The following is a 17,465-nucleotide window of genomic DNA, read 5'->3' on the forward strand; positions in this document are numbered from 1 at the left end:
CGCGCATTGCTCCTGACCGATGAGGGAGGAGAATTTCATGCGGGAGTTTTCGGCTTGTATCGAGTGGTTATTCTCGCGCGATGGCGACGCTTTTGCCGATCGTGTCCGGCTGGCACATGCCGCGGGACTCGATGCGGTTGAATTCTGGCGCTGGACCAACAAGGACCTGGATGCGATCGCGGCTGCCGTGGCCGAGACCGGCATTGCTGTGTCCGGCATCGTCGCCGAGCCGATGATTGCCCTGACGAATCCGGCAAACAAAGAGAGCTGGCTCAAGGGGCTGCGGCAGTCCGTTGCCGTCGCCCAGCGCCTTGGCGCGCCGGTTCTGATCGCCCAGGCCGGCGATGATCTGCCGGAATTTTCCCGCACCGAGCAGCGGGCGGCCATCGTCGCTGCCCTCAGCGCCGGCGCCGATATTCTCGAAGGATCGGGCGTGCGGCTCGGCCTCGAGCCGCTGAACACAAAGATAGACCATGCCGGCTACTATCTGTCCTCGACCGTGGAAGGCCTCGATATCATCGACGAGGTCGACCGCCCGGAAGTGGGCATCGTCTACGATCTCTATCATTCGGCCGTCATGGGCGAGGATACGCGTGAGGTCATCGGCGATCGCATCGACCGCATCATCCATCTCCATATTGCCGATCATCCCGGCCGTAACGATCCCGGCACCGGCGATATCGATCTGGCGGAGCGGCTAGGTTGGCTAGACGCCCAAGGCTATCGTGGCAGGGTGGGCCTGGAATACAAGCCGACGACGCAGGATCCGGCAGCCGTTCGCGCTGTCGTGAAATCGCTCGGCTGTAGGAGCAATTCCAGGAAAAGTGCGTAGCGGTTTTCCGCCAGGAATTGCGTAAAAACAAAGAGATAGAGCATTTTCGCGATTCGAAGAAAAGCGAAACGGCTCTAGACCGGCTCCATCATGCCGAAGACGGCGACGAGCCCGATGACCACAATGCCGATGCCGATCTCGGCGATGCTTCCAAGCCGGAGGGCCAACAATGCGCGGGCCGGCTTGCGGCCGATCCAGGGAACGAAGACGTAACGGTTGATGATGGCCAGCATCGCCATGACGGCGACCAGCGCGATCTTGATGGCAAGCAGCGTCTGATAGGGCGAAGACCAGTCCGTCGGCAGGCGTTTCAGGATCAGCAGCGTATTGACGATGCCGGAGAGGATGACGAGCGCGACTGCTACGTGCCCGGCATTGGAGAACCGGCGCAACGCCACTTGCGCTTCCGCCCGGCATTCCGGCCGACCGAGAAGCTTGAGGATAGGGATCAGCGGCACCAGCGCCCCCAGCCAGCCGCCACCTGCAAGCACATGCAGGATATCATTGGCCCGGTGCGCCTGCTGCATCCATCCCTCCAGCATCGAGGCATGTCCGGTCAATGACAGCGAGGCAAGGCCGAGGCCGGCGCCCAGAGCCAGTCCATGGCGGCGCAGGCCTTGCGGCAACAGCAAGGTGCAAACCATCACGATGGCCGCCAGCACTTGTGCCTGCCACGCTATCCCGACTGTGGTTTCGACAACCACGTCATGCATCATGTCGGCATTGAGCGCATCGCTCCAGCCGTTGCCGATATTCGCCGTCGTCACCGGCAATGCGGCCAGTGCCGTTAAAACCGCAATCGCAACAATCAGCAAAAACGGTTTTGCAGCCATACGCCAGATGGTGTCGGCAAGCGCTCTCGGCACGAACAGAGAGAGATAGGCACAGGCGCCCCACAGAAACATCAGGGATGCGTCATGCAGGAAGCGGCAGAGTTGGTGCGCTGTCGTCGTTTCCATCAGGGTTTCACGATAAGTTTACAGGCGCCATGAATGGGACGTTCCAGTTTGAGGCATGTCGTTTGCGTCGGCAATCCGGCAGCCAATATGCCGAAGCTGCCCGGCACTCATGTTTTTCTCGGGTTGAACGGCGGGAATTTCTCGCGCCAACGTGGTCAGCGCGATAAGATTGCGGATACGCACTGTCAACTTTCTCCATGCATAAAGGCGCCGTTCGGGACGCTTTGCCGCAAGGCGGGTTGGTGCCGCAGGCCGAGGTCTGCCGTGGAACCATCATCAGCGATGATTTCTGCCTTTCTGGCAAAGAATCGTCGCTTTTGAGTCCTTTTTGCAGGCACAGTTGAGGCGTTCCGGGGTGTACGCTCGAAAGGCAGTTTCATGGCGGCATCCAGGATACGCGAAAAAATGGCCAATGGCTTCGGCCACCGTCGGCGCCGGGAGTGGCTCGAACATCTCGACATGCCCACCTACGTCATCGGTGATGTCCATGGCCGTTACGATCTCCTCAGTGCACTGGAGCGCAAGATTTTTGCAGACGCGGCGGGGCTTCCCGGCCGAAAGCTCATCATCATGCTGGGGGATTTCATCGATCGCGGTCCCGCGTCGGCGCAGGTGGTCGGCCGCCTCATGGCGCCGCCGCCGAACGGTTTTGACCGCATATGCCTGACCGGCAATCATGAGATGGCGATGCTGGCCTATGTCGATGGTGAGATATCGCTCGAGGATTGGGTGGCGCTTGGTGGTGATGCGACACTCGCCTCCTATGGCGTGGATATCCCTCGCCTGCAGCAGCTATATCCCAAGCGGAAGAAGCTCGACACGTTCATCCGAACCTGGTTGCCGGACGATCATGTCAATTTCCTGCGTCGCCTGCCGATATTGCTGGACACGCCGAAGGCCTTGTTCGTCCATGCCGGCATCGATCCGGATCGGTCGATTGCCGACCAGCAAGACGACGATCTCGTCTTCATCCGCTCCCGCTTCTATGATAGTGCACAGCCGCTGCCGAAGTTGATTATCCACGGCCACACGCCGGTCCAGCGGGCCGAAGTCAATGGTCTCAGGCTCAATCTCGATACCGGCGCCTTTTACACCGATCGGCTGAGTGCGGCCCGGCTGTGGCAGGGCCGCATTCACATCACCTCAACATGAAGTGGCTATAGATTGCCGATGCAGAGGTATTTCATTTCCAGATAGTCGTCGGCGCCGTGGCGCGAGCCTTCGCGGCCTAGGCCGGATTGCTTGATGCCGCCGAAGGGTGCGGTTTCCGACGACATCAGGCCGGTATTGATGCCGACCATGCCGTATTCCAGCGCTTCCGCCACGCGCCACACCTTCTTCAGGTCGCCGGCGAAGAAATAGGCCGCGAGGCCGAATTCGGTATCGTTTGCCTGCGCTATGACATCCTCGACGGTTTCGAAGCGGAAGAGCGGCGCCACGGGGCCGAAGGTTTCCTCGCGGGCAACCTTCATGCTCCGGTCGACACCGGTCAGGATGGTCGGAGCGAAGAATGTGCCGGCACCTTCGATGCGCTTGCCGCCGAGCACGACGCGAGCACCCTTCGAAACGGCGTCGTGAACATGGTCTTCGGCCTTGGCGACACCCTGTTCGTCGATCAGCGGCCCAACGGTCACGCCCGGCTTGAAGCCGTCGCCCACATTAAGTTCGCCCACCTTCGCGGCAAGCTTGGCGGCAAAGGCGTCGTAGACGTTGGATTGCACATAGATGCGGTTGGCGCAGACACAGGTCTGACCGGCATTGCGGTATTTCGAAGCCATGGCCCCTTCGACGGCGGCGTCGAGATCGGCGTCATCGAAGACGATGAAGGGCGCATTGCCGCCAAGCTCGAGGCTGACCTTCTTGATCTGGTCGGCGCACTGGCGCATCAGGATGCGGCCGACTTCCGTCGAGCCGGTGAAGCTGATCTTGCGCACTTTCGCATTGCCGCAGAGCTCGCGGCCGATCGCTGGGCCGTCAAGGCCGACGATGATGTTGAGGACGCCAGCGGGAATGCCCGCTTCTTCGGCAAGCACGGCCAGCGCGATCGCCGTCAGCGGCGTCTGTTCGGCGGGCTTCGAAACGACGGTGCAGCCAACGGCAAGCGCCGGTGCGATCTTGCGGGCGATCATGGCGGCCGGGAAGTTCCAGGGCGTGATCGTGCCGACGACGCCGACCGGCTGCTTGATGACGATCATGCGCTTATCGTTGGACGGCGCGGGGATGGTTTCGCCATAGATGCGTTTGGCCTCTTCCGCATACCATTCGACATAGGAGGCGGCGTAAAGGATCTCGCCTCTGGCTTCCGGCAGCGGCTTGCCCATCTCGGCCGTCAGGATGGCGGCCAGCTCATCGGCGTTGGCGATCATGAGATCGAACCATTTGCGTAAGGTTGCTGCTCGTTCCTTGGCCGGACGGGCGGCCCAGGCGACCTGCGCGGCATAGGCAGCGTCGATGGCGGCCGCCGTCTCGGCGGCGCCCATATCCGGCAGCGAGGCAAGCACTTCGCCGGTCGCGGGATTGATGACATCGAAGGTCTTCGTCGCCCCGCCGCCCGTCCAGGCGCCGTTGATATAGCCGGCGGCGCGCAGGAGGCGCGAAGAGAAGGGAACATGCTTGGTCATTGCTGTTGTAAAGGACATGCTATGCACTCCGATAGATTTTGCCCGGCAGGCTGCACGGACGGATAAGGGAACTACGCGGGTCGGCTTCGTTAATGCGAGGCGCTCGCCTCGATCAGCGATGCCTCGAGAATGTCGAGCGCTTCGCTGAAGATGCCGTCCTGAATGGTGATCGGCGACAGGAAGCGGATGACATTGCCATAGACGCCGCAGGTCAAAAGAATCAGCCCCTTGTCGAGCGCGATCAGCCGCACCTTGTTGGCGAAATCCGCGCTCGGCAGCTTGGTCGCCGCATCATTGAATTCCACCGCATTCATGAAGCCGGGGCCGCGGATATCGGCGATTTCAGGCGCCTTGTGACGCAGCGATTCCAGCCGCTGCTTCAGGCGCGAGCCGAGCTGGTTGGCGCGGTCGCACAGGCCCTCGTCTGCGATAACGTCGAGCACGGCATGGGCTGCGGCGATGCCGAGCGGATTGCCGCCATAGGTGCCGCCAAGGCCGCCTGGAGCGGGTGCATCCATGATCTCGGCGCGGCCGGTGACGGCGGCAAGCGGGAAGCCGCCGGCGAGGCTCTTTGCCATGGTAACGAGATCGGCCGCCACCTCATGGTGATCCATCGCGAACATCTTGCCGGTGCGCGCAAAGCCGGTCTGTACCTCGTCGGCGATCAGGAGAATGCCGTGCTGGTCGCAGATCTCGCGCAGCGCCTTCATGAAGGCTGGCGGCGCCGGATAGAAGCCGCCTTCGCCCTGGACGGGCTCGAGGATGATCGCGGCCACGCGCTGCGGATCGACATCGGCTGCAAAGAGCTTCTTCAGCGTCGCCAGCGACTGCTCGACGCTCATACCGTGCAGCGGTACCGGGAAGGGCGCATGGAAGACATCGCCCGGCATCGGGCCGAAGCCGATCTTGTAGGGCGCGACCTTGCCGGTCAGCGCCATGCCCATGAAGGTACGGCCGTGGAAGCCGCCGCCAAAGGCGATAATGGCGGAACGGCCGGTGGCGGCGCGGGCGATCTTCACGGCGTTTTCGACCGCTTCCGCGCCCGTCGTCACGAAGATCGTCTTCTTGGCGAAGTCGCCGGGGACGATCGCGTTCAGCCGCTCGGCCAGATGCACATAGCTCCCATAGGGCACGACCTGGTGGCAGGTATGCGTGAAGCGATCGAGCTGTTCCTTGACGGCAGCAATGACGCGGGGATGACGATGGCCCGTATTCACCACGGCGATGCCGGAGGCGAAATCGATATAGCGATTGCCTTCCTTATCCCAGATCTCAGCATTTTCGGCGCGATCGGCATAGATCTGCGTCGTCATGCCGACGCCGCGGGCAATGGCGGCGTTCTTCCGCTCGGTCAAGGTCATTGCAGTGGCTCCAAGGAAGGCGTTTTCAAATTATCTTGCAGAAGTTCTGCAAGTTATTTAGAAAACTCCTACATTTTTCCTGCAAGATTTCAAGCGAGATTTTGTGCGGGTGACAAGAACGCGCGAAAGGCTCCCATGGAGCGCCGCGCGGCTTTTAAGGCGCGCTAAGCCGCGCCATCCATGCTAAACGGATCGAAAGACGAAAATCAGGGATATTGGCAAATGAGCAGCATCGAGCCGGAGCGCTACCCCGTGCGCTACAAGGTGGCGGAAGCGGCGCGTCTTGCCGGCGTATCGGCCTCCACCTTGCGCCTATGGGAAAGCCAGGGACTTGTCGTCCCCTCCCGCTCCGAGACCGGACACCGTCAGTACAGTGCCGACGACGTGGCGCGGCTGAAGCGCATTTCCTGGTTCCGCGCCGAGCGCGGCCTCAATCCGGCGGCGATTCGCGAAGCGCTCGAGATGGAGGAGGGCGGTGCCGCCGGATCGGAGAATGGCGAGCAACTGGCCTCTTCGGATATCGGCCGCAGACTTCGCTCGCTGCGCCACGCCGCCGGCAAGACGCTGGAGCAAGTTGCCGCCGACATGGGTATGACGTCGTCCACGCTCTCGACCCTGGAACGCACCTCGCAGGGTGTCAGCTTCAAGACGCTGCATGACCTCGCGGATTATTATGGCACAACGGTATCGCGTCTGTCTGGTGAGGAGCGCGAGGATGTTTCCGCAGTCATCCGGTCAGGCGAATGGCGTTCCTGGCCGGCGACGACGCCGGGCGTCACTGTCCAGCTTCTTGCCGAAGGACGGACGATGATGGACTGCCATCGCTTCGTGCTCGCACCTGGTGCGACGAGCGAAGGCGCCTATCGCCACGAGGGAGAGGAATTCATCCACGTTCTCGCCGGTCGCCTGGAGCTGGTGCTCGACAGCGACCAGTTCTTCGATCTCCTGCCGGGTGATTCCCTTTATTTTGAAAGCCGCCGTTATCATTCCTGGCGCAACCGCCATGATGGTGAGACCATATTGCTCTGGATCAATACGCCGCCGACTTTTTGACAGGCGCCGGTATGGTTCTCGCCCCGTCTGTTCTATAGAACGGACGAAAGGCGAATTCAGAAGGACAGAGCCGGGAGAATTTCATGGCTGCCACCATCCGTTATCACGAAGGCGATATTTCCACTGAGGATGCCGCCCGCTACACCGGCGCCATTGCCATCGATACCGAAACTCTCGGCCTCGTTCCACGCCGTGACCGACTTTGCCTCGTGCAGCTTTCGCCGGGCGACGGCACGGCCGACGTCATCCGTATCGCGGCCGGCCAGAAGCAGGCGCCCAATCTCGTCGCCATGCTCGCCGACCCGACGCATCAGAAGATCTTTCATTACGGCCGCTTCGACATCGCCGTCCTGTTTCATACGTTCGGCGTCACCACGACCCCGGTCTTCTGCACCAAGATCGCCTCGCGCCTCTGCCGCACCTATACCGACCGTCACGGCCTGAAGGACAATCTCAAGGAGATGTTGGACGTCGATATCTCCAAGGCGCAGCAGTCGTCCGATTGGGCTGCGGAAACGCTGTCCCCGGCGCAGCTCGAATATGCCGCCTCCGACGTGCTCTATCTGCATGCGCTACGCGAAAAGCTGACGCAACGCCTGTTGCGCGACGGCCGCATGGACTATGCGGATGATTGCTTCGCCTTCCTGCCGACGCGCGCCAAGCTCGACCTTCTTGGCTGGGAAGAGGCGGATATCTTCGCGCATAGCTGATTGCTTCGCTTACAGGGCCAAATCCAGGGGCCGGTGCTGCACAAGCGGCATGGGCTCCTTTATTTAGGAATCTGTTAAGGACTTGACTGCTATTTTGCGGATGATTTCCACGTCTGCGCGTTCGCGCCTCGCCAATTCGGCCACTCGGCGCTAGGAAATCCACAGGCCGCATGAGCGGACCTCGATTGAACCTGCTTCCCGCTTCCATCGTCGCCTTGCCAGACAAAGGAGCATGTCATGTTGCTTCCCGTTGGTGCCGTGTCCGCTGTGGGTGTATCCATTGAGAAGCCAATCGCCGCAACGGCCGAGACCTCCGGGCTTCAGACGACGGCAACGCCGCTCGCCGTTCTGTCGAGTGCGGTCAACGCCAGCGTCGAGGGCAAGCTGAACATGCTGCTGGTCGCGGCTCGCGAACGCATGCTTGACAGTCTGCTTTCCGCGATCGATGCTGCCAGCAAGGTGGTGAATGTTTCCCGTGAGCCGGATGAAAGCAATACCGCCTATGCGCAACGCGTTGCTGCCGCAATCCGCAGCCTGACACCGCCGCAGCTCGCCGCCGCGCAGCAGCGTATGGATGGGCAGATGAGGACGCCGGTGCCATTGCCGCTTCTGGCAGCGGCATTGCAGGACCCGGAAAGTCCGCAGGCGGTGCAGCTGGCCCTCAGCCTTGAACAGACGTCGGTAGCCGAGCCGGATGCTGTGCTGAAGGCAGTCGTCAATTCCTACGGGCAGAATGCCGGCGAAGTGGAAACGCCAGCCCCTCAGGCACCTTTATCAGCTCCGCTGCAGAAGGCGGCCGATCTGGCCACCCTGGCGACAGCGCTTGCAGCTGTTGCAGACGAACCGGCTTTCGCTATCTCGACACCCGCGCCTGCGGTGGCTACACCGGCGACGGCTCAGCCCGCCGCACAGCCAGCATCTGCGCTACAGCAGACGCCGCAATCGGGCATCCCCGTGCAATCTCAATCCGCGCCGGCTGCCGCACAAGCGGCCCAAGCACAGCTGACTCAAGCGCAGACGGTCGCGCAAAACGGCGCCTCCGCCCCGCAATCTGCGCCTGCCGGCAGCGGTGCCGATGCGGCGGCCGCCACTGTCCAGCCTTCCGCGCTCGCTTCCCTTATCAATGATCTGACCGCGAGCGTGCTGCTGACGGCAGTCGCCGCCGAAGCCGAACTCCCGACCGAAGTCGCTTTGATCCGGTCGCCGCTGACGCCGCCGCCGGTGCCGCGCGATATCCAGCAGATAGAAGCCGACATCAAACAGGGCCTGCAGGTCGTCATCAGTCCGCCTGCGATGGCGACCGATCCTGACCTTTTGCAGATCGTCAACAATTCCTCCTCTTCCGTGGAGAAGATCATCGCCCAGGCGCTGACCGGCAATAACGCGGCGCAGGCATCGTCAACGCAGCCGCCGGCCATTAACGAAGGCCCCTATCGACCGGTCGCAGCGGCGGCCATGCCGGCGTCATTGGCGGAAGGGCCTGAAACGTCCGGTGCTCTTCCCATCGCTTCCGGCAAGCCGCCGTCGCAGATGTCGCCTGCAACGCCGGTGGTGGTATATGAGGGTGCGGAGCAGGCGACGATGTCGGCGCCCCTGCCGCTCGGCGTTCCCTTCGTCGTGGCGAATTATTTGCCGGCAGATATTCCCGTCAAGAACAGCGAATCGAAATTGCTCAATCGCGTCGATCCCGTCGGTGATGAGGAGGGCGGGCAAGCTCAGGACGAGGAGAACCCGCAAGATCAGGATGAAGAGCAGGCCCATGCCGAGGAATCGTCGGCACGGGCAGAGGGCGAGGTATCCGACGAAGCGCAAGCTGGCCCGGCCTCTGCGGGGGACGATAACGTCAGACCGGAGCTCGTTGCCTTGCCGCAGCCTCTGCGCGACCCGCTTCAAGACCACGCCTTCGATTTCTATCGGCGCATGGTGACCTGGGAATAGGCGACCTCGCAATGGACAGGCGGCATGGACGCCGCAGAACGGACAAATAAAAACCCGCCGGATCGCTCCGGCGGGTCCTTTGTTTCCAGGCTTCGACCGAGGATTATTCGGCGTTGCGGTTCTTCAGAGCCGCACCCAGGATGTCGCCGAGCGAAGCGCCCGAGTCGGAAGAACCGAACTGAGCAACGGCTTCCTTCTCTTCTGCGATTTCCAGAGCCTTGATCGACAGCATGATCTTGCGGTCCTTCTTGGAGAAGTTGGTGACGCGAGCGTCGACAACCTGACCAACCGAGAAACGCTCCGGACGCTGTTCGTCACGGTCACGCGACAGATCGGCGCGGCGGATGAACGAGGTGATGTCTTCGTGGTTGACGAGCTTCACTTCGATGCCGCCGTCGTTGACTGCGATGACTTCGCAGGAAACGACTGCATTCTTGCGCAGGTCGCCGGAAGCAGCAGCTTCGCCGACCGAGTCCTTGCCGAGCTGCTTGATGCCGAGCGAGATGCGTTCCTTCTCGACGTCGACGTCGAGAACGACAGCCTTGACGACGTCACCCTTGTTGTACTCTTCGATGACCTGCTCGCCCGGACGATTCCAGTCGAGGTCGGAGAGGTGAACCATGCCGTCCACATCGCCGTCGAGGCCGATGAACAGGCCGAATTCGGTCTTGTTCTTGACTTCGCCTTCGACTTCGGCGCCAGCCGGATGGTTGCGGGCGAATGCTGCCCACGGATTTTCCAGCGTCTGCTTCAGGCCGAGAGAGATACGACGCTTGGTCGGATCGACTTCGAGAACGACGACTTCGACTTCCTGGCTCGTGGACAGGATCTTGCCGGGGTGAACGTTCTTCTTGGTCCAGGACATTTCCGAAATATGGATCAGGCCTTCGATGCCCGGCTCCAGCTCGACGAATGCACCGTAGTCGGTGATGTTCGTGACGGTACCGGAGATCTTCTTGCCTTCCGGATACTTGGCCTGGATGCCATCCCACGGATCGCTCTCAAGCTGCTTCATGCCGAGCGAGATACGGTGGGTTTCCTGGTTGATGCGGATGATCTGTACCTTGACCTGCTGGCCGATGGACAGGATTTCCGACGGATGGTTCACACGGCGCCATGCCATGTCTGTGACGTGCAGCAGGCCGTCGATGCCGCCGAGGTCAACGAACGCACCGTAATCGGTGATGTTCTTGACGACGCCGTCAACAACCTGGCCTTCTTCAAGGTTCTGAACGATTTCAGAACGCTGCTCGGCACGGGACTCTTCCAGAACCGTACGACGCGAAACGACGATGTTGCCGCGGCGCTTGTCCATCTTCAGGATTTCGAAGGGCTGCGGGTTGTGCATCAGCGGGGTGACGTCACGGATCGGGCGGATGTCGACCTGCGAACGCGGCAGGAAGGCGATAGCGCCGTCGAGATCGACGGTGAAGCCGCCCTTGACCTGGTTGAAGATGACGCCTTCAACGCGCTCGCCAGCTTCGAACTTGGCTTCGAGCTTGATCCAGCTTTCTTCGCGGCGAGCCTTTTCGCGCGAGAGAACGGCTTCGCCAAGCGCGTTTTCGATACGCTCGACATAGACTTCGACTTCATCGCCAACCTTGAGCGTGCCGTCCTTGGCGCGTGCACCGAATTCCTTCAGCGCGATGCGGCCTTCGACCTTGAGGCCGACGTCCACAACGGCGACATCCTTTTCGATGGCGGTGATGATGCCCTTGGTGACATAGCCTTCAGCCAGATCGTTCTTGGCAAAGGATTCTTCGAGAAGGGCCGCGAAATCTTCGCGAGAGGGGGAAGTTACAGACATAAAATCTCCTGGCGTGTCCCGATCATGCAATCTGGACACTGGTGCGCCGGTGGCTCGTGTTGAACAGGCCTGACCCCAGTCCGCCTCCCTTCGGGAAGCTATCCGGCGCTTGGACGGAATGTCAGGCTATCTTGAAATCGGCGGTTTCCGGCGCGAGGCGCGCGAAGACAGCTCAAATTTTCAGGCATTTCGGCTCAGAGCGGCGTCGATGATCGATTTTGCCGTCTGAAACGCCGCTTCTATACTCATTTCTGAGGTATCTAGCAAGTACGCGTCTTCAGCTGGTTTCAAAGGGCTGTCGGTGCGGCCCATATCGCGCTCGTCGCGCCGTTTCACATCCTCGAAGATCGCGTCGTAATCGGCACTGCCGCCGGCGTCGACGATTTCTTCATAGCGCCGTTTCGCCCGGACTTCGACCGAAGCCGTCACATAGAGTTTTACCGGCGCATCCGGGCAGACCACGGTGCCGATATCACGGCCGTCGAGCACGGCGCCCGGCTTCTTCTGCGCAAAACGGCGCTGCGCTTCGACCAGCGCCCGGCGTACGGCCGGCATGACGGCGATCTTCGAGGCGGCCTCGCCGATCTCGTGTCGGGATAGAATGGTTCGATCGAGCCCGGCCAGATCAACCTTGCGCGCCATGCCTTCGGCAATCGCTTCGTCGTCGAGCGGCAGTCCGGCATCGAGCAGGGCCTTGGCGGTGGCGCGATAGGTGAGGCCGGTATCGAGATGATGATAGCCATAGGCCTCGGCGATCCGGCGCGCCAAAGTTCCCTTTCCAGCCGCCGCAGGCCCGTCGATGGCGATGATCATGTCTTCTTCCGTCCCTACCCGATATCTCGTTATTTGCTGTAGCGACGCACCAGATCGGCCATCTCGGCGGCATCCGTTCGATCGATTGCGCCAAGACCTTCGGCCACGCCCTGTCGGTCAGCCAGCGGCCGGTTCTGGCTCACCTTCCATTTGCCGTCAATCGTCTCGATGTCGATTTCAGTGCCGATAACGTCTTTCACCGGGGCTGCGATGAAGTCCGCAGGAGCATCTTCCGCCGCCCTGGGCATTGTGCGGTCTATTAACCGTCGGTCCCGATCGTCGCGCCCAATCTTGTCATCATAGCAAAAAATTCTGGAAAGCTGGTGGCGATCATGGCCGAATCGTCGATCGAAACCGGGTGCTCGCTGGCAAGCCCCATGACGAGGAAGCTCATGGCGATGCGATGATCGAGATGGGTCCTGACTTCGGTGCCGCTGGAACTGCCCAGGCCCTTGCCGTCGGGCCTGCCCCGAACCGTCAGCGAATCCCTGCCTTCGCTGCAGTCGACACCGTTGAGCTTCAATCCTTCGGCGACGGCCGAGAGCCGATCGGATTCCTTAACCCGGAGCTCCTCCAGCCCTTGCAAAACAGTCGTGCCTTCCGCAAAAGCGGCCGCGACGGCCAGCACGGGATATTCGTCGATCATCGACGGCGCGCGCTCGGCCGGTACGATGACGCCCTTGAGCGCAGAGGAGCGCACGCGGAGATCGGCGACATCCTCGCCGCCCGTCATGCGGCGGTCGAGGATCTCTATATCCGCGTCCATCTCCTGCAGCGTCAGGATGAGGCCTGTGCGCGTCGGGTTCATCAGCACGTTGCGGATGGTTATGTAGGAGCCGGGCACGATCAATGCCGCCACCAGCGGGAAGGCTGCCGAGGAGGGGTCGCCGGGAACGTCGATCGTCTGGCCGGTGAGCTTGCCCTGACCCTCAAGGCGAATGGTGCGGACGCCCGCCGCATCGGTCTCAACCGAAAGCGCTGCGCCGAAACCGGCCAGCATTTTTTCCGTGTGGTCGCGGGTCATGACCGGTTCGATGACTGTTGTTATGCCGGGCGCATTGAGGCCCGCCAGCAGCACCGCCGATTTGACCTGTGCCGAAGCCATCGGTACGCGATAGGTCAGCGGGCTTGCCACTCCGGGGCCGCGCAGGGTGACGGGTAGCTTGTCGCCCGCGGCTGCCTTGATCTGCGTTCCCATGAGGCGCAGCGGATCGAGGATGCGCCCCATCGGCCGCTTCGAAAGCGAGGCATCGCCGATGAAGGTTGTTTTGAAATCGTAGGAGCCGACCAGGCCCATGGTGAGGCGGCAGCCGGTGCCGGCATTGCCGAAATCGAGTGGTGCCTCCGGCGCCAGCAGCCCCCCGTTACCGGTGCCGCCGACAATCCATTCGTCATCGATCTTGCGGATTGTGGCGCCTAAAGCCTGCATGGCCTTGCCGGTATTCAACACATCCTCGCCTTCGAGCAGGCCGGTGATGCGGGTTTCGCCCGCGGCAAGGCCGCCGAACATGAGGGAGCGATGGGAAATGGATTTGTCGCCGGGAATGCGTATCGTGCCGGAGAGGCCGGCCGAGCGTCGTGCCACGGCTGGTTGGGGAAGCGTATCGTGCGGCATGGGCAATTCCTTTGCGATGCCGGTATTCCATCCGCATTCTGTGCTGGCTGCGTTGCTCTTGCGCCAGATGTTCTGCGGTTCACGCCAGCTGGTTAGCACGGGCCTGTTCGCCAGTCATCCCGCCATGCGCAAAAAGCACGTGCGAGGCGGCTTGAACTTTAGCTTTGACAGAAACGGCCGCAACGATTAAGGGGACCGGCTGATATTTCCCTTAAAACGCCGGCTTCCCCGGCATTGCCGAATTTTCATTCGGCCATTCATGAGGCTTTGACAGTGGCGAAAGCGGAACTTGGAACAAAACGTACCGACCCCGATACCGGCAAGAAGTTCTATGACCTGAACCGGGATCCGGTGGTCTCGCCCTATACCGGCAAGTCCTGGCCCTTGTCCTTCTTCGAAGAAACCTCCGCTTCCAAGGAAGTTCCGGAAGAAGACGAAGTGGCCGAAGTCGATACCGAAAACACGGAAGTCGAACTGGTATCTCTCGAGGATGCCGACGACGCTGCGGGCGGCGATGACATTCCGGATATCGGCGATGACGATGTCGAAATCGGCGACGATGACGACGACACCTTCCTCGAAGCCGACGAAGATGAAGACGATGACGACATGAGCGACATCATCGGCGTCACCGGCGACGAAGACGACGTCTGATCTGAAAGACAATCGGCCCGGGTCTCAAGAAAAATTTTCCCGGGCCGAATTTTTCGGCTTGCTATCTGTGAAAACCACAAGTAAGAAGCCGCCACCCCGACGGGCGAAGCGCTCGGAAGGGACCCAGGGCCGGTCAACCGGCAGCATCTTGATGGGGCTATAGCTCAGCTGGGAGAGCGCTTGCATGGCATGCAAGAGGTCAGCGGTTCGATCCCGCTTAGCTCCACCACGCTTCGCCCTTACGGGCTTCGCGTGGCGCAGCCACGGGAAACCGTTAGGCCGAAGCAGTGCCCGACAAAGCCTGTAGGGCGACGAAGGGCTGAAATCCCAATCAAATATTTCCAGATACAGCGATAAGCTCGATTGCATATAGAATTTGCGTTCGAATCACCGGACGACAATTGAGCGAGGGGCGGATGTGGTGCGTTTACATCCTTCAAAGCGCGGATTTTTCCCGACCAGCAATATACCGGATTGACTTCGGGCCTTAAGCAGCGGCTTGCCGACCACAATGCTGGTAAGTCGTCCCACACCGCAAAGTTCATGCCGTGGGTTCTCCTCTGGTATTCTGCCTTTCCTGACAAATGAGACAAGCAGAGGATTTCGGCCATGCGGCGGATCGGCGGGCTCTCGCGATTTGGCCGCTTTCTGCCGGGCGACCGGAATCTTGCCGAGAGAATGCAGATCGTGCCCTGGAGCGGCATGATATCGGGTTCCGTCATCGGAGCTCTCTCGCCCGCATCTTTTAGGGCGCTGGTTTCAATAGTCGCGCTCGTCACTCTTTTCATTCCTCGCTCGCTGCAGTGCCGCTTCAGCCAGCGGCTGACGGTGGTCACCCCGACGGCGCGACTGGCGAAATAGCCACATTGCAGTGCACAAAAATCTGCTAGGGAGTAAAGCGAATCGTTTTGCCGACAAGCGTAAGGATGTGCCGTGTTCGTTTTTTCGAAACTTGTCTGGATTTTCGGTCAGCCGCTGTCGCTGGCCTTTCTGTTTGTCCTGCTGGCATTCATCGCCGCTCTGCTGCGCTGGCGCGCGACCGTCATCACCTCGGCGCTCTTGTCGGCGCTGATCCTGTTCGTCTCGCTGTATACGACGGCCGGGGCCTATGTTGTTCAGACGCTGGAAGAGCGTTTTCCGCACCCCGCAGCCGATCCTGCCGATCTGAAATGCATGATCGTTCTCGGCGGTGCCACGCAGAATGAGGTGACGACGGCACGCGGCGGCTACGAGCTCGATTCGGCCGGCGATCGCCTGATCGAAGCGCTGCGTCTCGCACAGAAATACCCGCAGTCACGCATCGTGATCTCGGGCGGCGATGGCTCGATCGGCGGCACCTATGAGGGCGATGCCGTGATTTCCGAGCGTTTCTTCACCGCGCTCGGCATTCCGACAAGCCGCATGGTCGAGGACAAGACCTCACGCACGACCTTCGAGAATGCCGTCAATACGAAGGAGCTGCTGGCGCAGAACGGTCTTTCGAATTGCCTGCTCATCACCTCGGGCTTCCACATGCCGCGCTCGATGGGCATCTTCCGCAAACAGGGCATTACCGTCGTGCCTTGGCCGGTCGATTATCGCAGCACCGGCAAGGAAAGCCTCGGTTTCGATTTCACCCAGCCATCGCGCAATGCCCAACTGCTGGCGACGGGGTTGCGCGAATGGGTCGGTCTGGTCGGCTATTACGCCGCCGGCCGCACCTCGGCGCTCTATCCCAGGCCGTAGCTACTAGCTACGTGCCTCGGACCATGACCACGTGCCCAGGCCGTAGCCACGTGTCCGGACCGTAACTTGCGTATCCGCCTTTTCCCGAAATTGCCTATTTCTTCGAGATCGTGACGAATTTGACGCCGCGCACTCTGACGGTGATTTCGCAGACGGCTTCGCCATCCTTGCGGTCGCAGAAGCGCGGATGCATCTTCATGACCAGCACCATGTTGCCGAAACGCTGGATGAAATCGTAGCCGTAGATCTTCGCCGTGGCGACGAGCAGATAGCCGCCCTCGGCCACCTGGACGTAGAAATTGTAGGGGCAGCCTTCGTCCGTGCAGTAGGGGCCTTTTTCGCCCTTGCAGGTGATCTCGCCCTCATCAATGACGATATCCATCAGCTTGTCGTTGTTGATGTCCTGCTGGGTGGCGAAATGATCGCCGAAGCTCACCTGGCCGTCGCAGCTCTTGGTGAAGTGATCCTTCTCGAAGGCCACGGGGTCCTGCAGGATCGATTGCTGCGCCTCGGCCACGGCAGGCATGATCACGAGAGCGAAGAGGTTGAGGATTACGATCAGCAGGGATTTCAAGGGGGATTCCTTTTCGAAGCGCCGTTACGGCCACGATAACAGCCGCAGCCGCTGCGACATCTTTGCACGCGCCTGCTTGCGCGGCCCTTGCCGTCGTGATTCATTTCGAAAAATTGCCGGCCTCCCGTTGGAGTTTTCGATGTCGCTTCTCTCGTTTCTTGATTATGCCGGCGTCGCCCTTTTTGCCGCAACCGGCGCGCTCGCGGCTTCGCGCAAGCAGCTCGATCTGATCGGCTTCCTGTTCCTGGCGGCCGTCACCGGTATCGGCGGCGGCACGCTGCGCGATATCGTCCTTGGCCGGGTGCCGGTCTTCTGGGTTCTGAATCCGACCTATATCATTATCTGCGCCATGGTCGGCGTTCTGGTCTTCTTCACCGCGCATCTCTTCGAATCGCGCTATCGGCTGCTCATCTGGCTCGATGCCGTGGGATTATCGGCCTACTGCGTGATGGGAGCGGCCAAGGGTATGGCGGCAACGGGATCGCCCACCGTCGCGATCGTCACTGGCGCGCTGACGGCGACCTTCGGCGGCATCCTGCGCGATCTGCTGGCGAATGAGCCTTCGGTCCTGCTGCGCCCGGAAATCTACGTCACGGCTTCAATTGTCGGCGCCGGGGTGTTCACCGCCGCCAATGCGACGATGCTGCCGCTTTATGTTTCTGCCGGGCTGGGCGTGGTTGCTGCCTTCGCGGTGCGCGGCGGCGCGCTCTGGTTCGGCTGGACCTTCCCGACCTATCACCACAAGCCAGGCCGGCATCCGGACTATGTGATGTAGTGGAGGCAGTAGGAATTAGGCAGTAGGC

Annotated in this window: 18 protein-coding genes, 1 tRNA gene and 1 pseudogene; 12 read left to right on the top strand and 8 right to left on the bottom strand. The window is 61.1% G+C overall.

The window, feature by feature from the left end; all coding sequences use genetic code 11:
- The first annotated feature begins 37 nt into the window (after positions 1-37).
- Positions 38-832 carry a TIM barrel protein gene (locus I8E17_RS17420; RefSeq protein WP_113366687.1) on the top strand — a complete coding sequence of 265 codons (795 nt, stop codon included), beginning with the start codon at positions 38-40 and terminating at the stop codon, positions 830-832.
- Positions 833-906: 74 nt separating this feature from the next.
- Here the strand turns inward: I8E17_RS17420 and copD are convergent, their stop codons facing one another.
- On the bottom strand, positions 907-1,791 hold the full coding sequence (copD, locus tag I8E17_RS17425; RefSeq protein WP_113366688.1) for a copper homeostasis membrane protein CopD: 885 nt from the start codon (positions 1,789-1,791) through the stop codon (positions 907-909).
- 405 nt (positions 1,792-2,196) lie between these two features.
- On the opposite strand from copD, the gene I8E17_RS17430 reads away from it, so the two are divergent.
- Complete coding sequence (locus I8E17_RS17430) at positions 2,197-2,943, top strand: metallophosphoesterase (protein WP_219511275.1); 747 nt, start codon at positions 2,197-2,199, stop codon at positions 2,941-2,943.
- Positions 2,944-2,948: 5 nt separating this feature from the next.
- On the opposite strand, the gene I8E17_RS17435 is transcribed toward I8E17_RS17430, so the two are convergent.
- Positions 2,949-4,430, bottom strand: a complete 1,482-nt coding sequence (locus I8E17_RS17435; protein WP_113366689.1) for an NAD-dependent succinate-semialdehyde dehydrogenase — start codon at positions 4,428-4,430, stop codon at positions 2,949-2,951.
- Between the two features lie 71 nt (positions 4,431-4,501).
- Positions 4,502-5,773, bottom strand: a complete 1,272-nt coding sequence (locus tag I8E17_RS17440) for a 4-aminobutyrate--2-oxoglutarate transaminase (protein ID WP_113366690.1) — start codon at positions 5,771-5,773, stop codon at positions 4,502-4,504.
- Between the two features lie 222 nt (positions 5,774-5,995).
- Here I8E17_RS17440 and I8E17_RS17445 point away from each other — a divergent pair, with 222 nt between their 5' ends.
- From I8E17_RS17445 to I8E17_RS17455, 3 genes are all read left to right on the top strand, one after another.
- On the top strand, positions 5,996-6,826 hold the full coding sequence (locus I8E17_RS17445) for a MerR family transcriptional regulator (RefSeq protein ID WP_113366691.1): 831 nt from the start codon (positions 5,996-5,998) through the stop codon (positions 6,824-6,826).
- Between the two features lie 83 nt (positions 6,827-6,909).
- Positions 6,910-7,536, top strand: coding sequence for a ribonuclease D (locus tag I8E17_RS17450; protein WP_069615362.1), 627 nt, complete (start codon positions 6,910-6,912; stop codon positions 7,534-7,536).
- 237 nt (positions 7,537-7,773) lie between these two features.
- Complete coding sequence (locus tag I8E17_RS17455; protein WP_113366692.1) at positions 7,774-9,474, top strand: hypothetical protein; 1,701 nt, start codon at positions 7,774-7,776, stop codon at positions 9,472-9,474.
- A 103-nt stretch (positions 9,475-9,577) separates the two neighbouring features.
- Here the strand turns inward: I8E17_RS17455 and rpsA are convergent, their stop codons facing one another.
- The 4 genes from rpsA to aroA all read right to left on the bottom strand — a co-directional run bounded on the left by rpsA (position 9,578) and on the right by aroA (position 13,709).
- Positions 9,578-11,281 carry a 30S ribosomal protein S1 gene (gene rpsA, locus I8E17_RS17460; protein WP_069615364.1) on the bottom strand — a complete coding sequence of 568 codons (1,704 nt, stop codon included), beginning with the start codon at positions 11,279-11,281 and terminating at the stop codon, positions 9,578-9,580.
- Between the two features lie 180 nt (positions 11,282-11,461).
- Positions 11,462-12,094 (bottom strand): (d)CMP kinase, encoded by a 633-nt coding sequence (gene cmk, locus I8E17_RS17465; RefSeq protein ID WP_069615365.1) that lies wholly within the window; start codon positions 12,092-12,094, stop codon positions 11,462-11,464.
- Positions 12,095-12,123: 29 nt separating this feature from the next.
- Positions 12,124-12,342, bottom strand: coding sequence for a hypothetical protein (locus I8E17_RS17470; protein WP_113366693.1), 219 nt, complete (start codon positions 12,340-12,342; stop codon positions 12,124-12,126).
- Between the two features lie 11 nt (positions 12,343-12,353).
- Positions 12,354-13,709 (bottom strand): 3-phosphoshikimate 1-carboxyvinyltransferase, encoded by a 1,356-nt coding sequence (aroA, locus tag I8E17_RS17475; protein ID WP_113366694.1) that lies wholly within the window; start codon positions 13,707-13,709, stop codon positions 12,354-12,356.
- Here aroA and I8E17_RS17480 point away from each other — a divergent pair.
- The 6 genes and pseudogenes from I8E17_RS17480 (at position 13,708) to I8E17_RS17505 (ending at position 16,088) form a co-directional block, all read left to right on the top strand.
- Positions 13,708-13,899 (top strand): hypothetical protein, encoded by a 192-nt coding sequence (locus I8E17_RS17480; RefSeq protein ID WP_113366695.1) that lies wholly within the window; start codon positions 13,708-13,710, stop codon positions 13,897-13,899. The genes aroA and I8E17_RS17480 overlap by 2 nt on opposite strands.
- 83 nt (positions 13,900-13,982) lie before the next feature.
- On the top strand, positions 13,983-14,363 hold the full coding sequence (locus I8E17_RS17485; RefSeq protein WP_095436113.1) for a TIGR02300 family protein: 381 nt from the start codon (positions 13,983-13,985) through the stop codon (positions 14,361-14,363).
- 153 nt (positions 14,364-14,516) lie between these two features.
- Positions 14,517-14,592 (top strand) — tRNA-Ala (locus I8E17_RS17490).
- A gap of 187 nt (positions 14,593-14,779) precedes the next feature.
- A pseudogene (locus I8E17_RS17495) lies at positions 14,780-14,948 on the top strand (GIY-YIG nuclease family protein); the annotation flags it as partial.
- A 24-nt stretch (positions 14,949-14,972) separates the two neighbouring features.
- Complete coding sequence (locus I8E17_RS17500; protein ID WP_219511273.1) at positions 14,973-15,224, top strand: hypothetical protein; 252 nt, start codon at positions 14,973-14,975, stop codon at positions 15,222-15,224.
- Between the two features lie 72 nt (positions 15,225-15,296).
- Positions 15,297-16,088: a YdcF family protein gene (locus tag I8E17_RS17505; protein ID WP_069615390.1), complete on the top strand. Its 792-nt coding sequence runs from the start codon at positions 15,297-15,299 to the stop codon at positions 16,086-16,088.
- A 94-nt stretch (positions 16,089-16,182) separates the two neighbouring features.
- Here the strand turns inward: I8E17_RS17505 and I8E17_RS17510 are convergent, their stop codons facing one another.
- Positions 16,183-16,662 (bottom strand): hypothetical protein, encoded by a 480-nt coding sequence (locus I8E17_RS17510; protein WP_113366696.1) that lies wholly within the window; start codon positions 16,660-16,662, stop codon positions 16,183-16,185.
- A 139-nt stretch (positions 16,663-16,801) separates the two neighbouring features.
- Here I8E17_RS17510 and I8E17_RS17515 point away from each other — a divergent pair, with 139 nt between their 5' ends.
- A complete protein-coding gene (locus tag I8E17_RS17515) occupies positions 16,802-17,437 on the top strand; it encodes a trimeric intracellular cation channel family protein (RefSeq protein WP_113366697.1) in 636 nt (211 codons plus the stop codon).
- The last annotated feature ends 28 nt before the right edge of the window (positions 17,438-17,465 follow it).

This window comes from Rhizobium sp. AB2/73, from assembly GCF_020871915.1.
Taxonomy (GTDB): domain Bacteria; phylum Pseudomonadota; class Alphaproteobacteria; order Rhizobiales; family Rhizobiaceae; genus Rhizobium; species Rhizobium dioscoreae.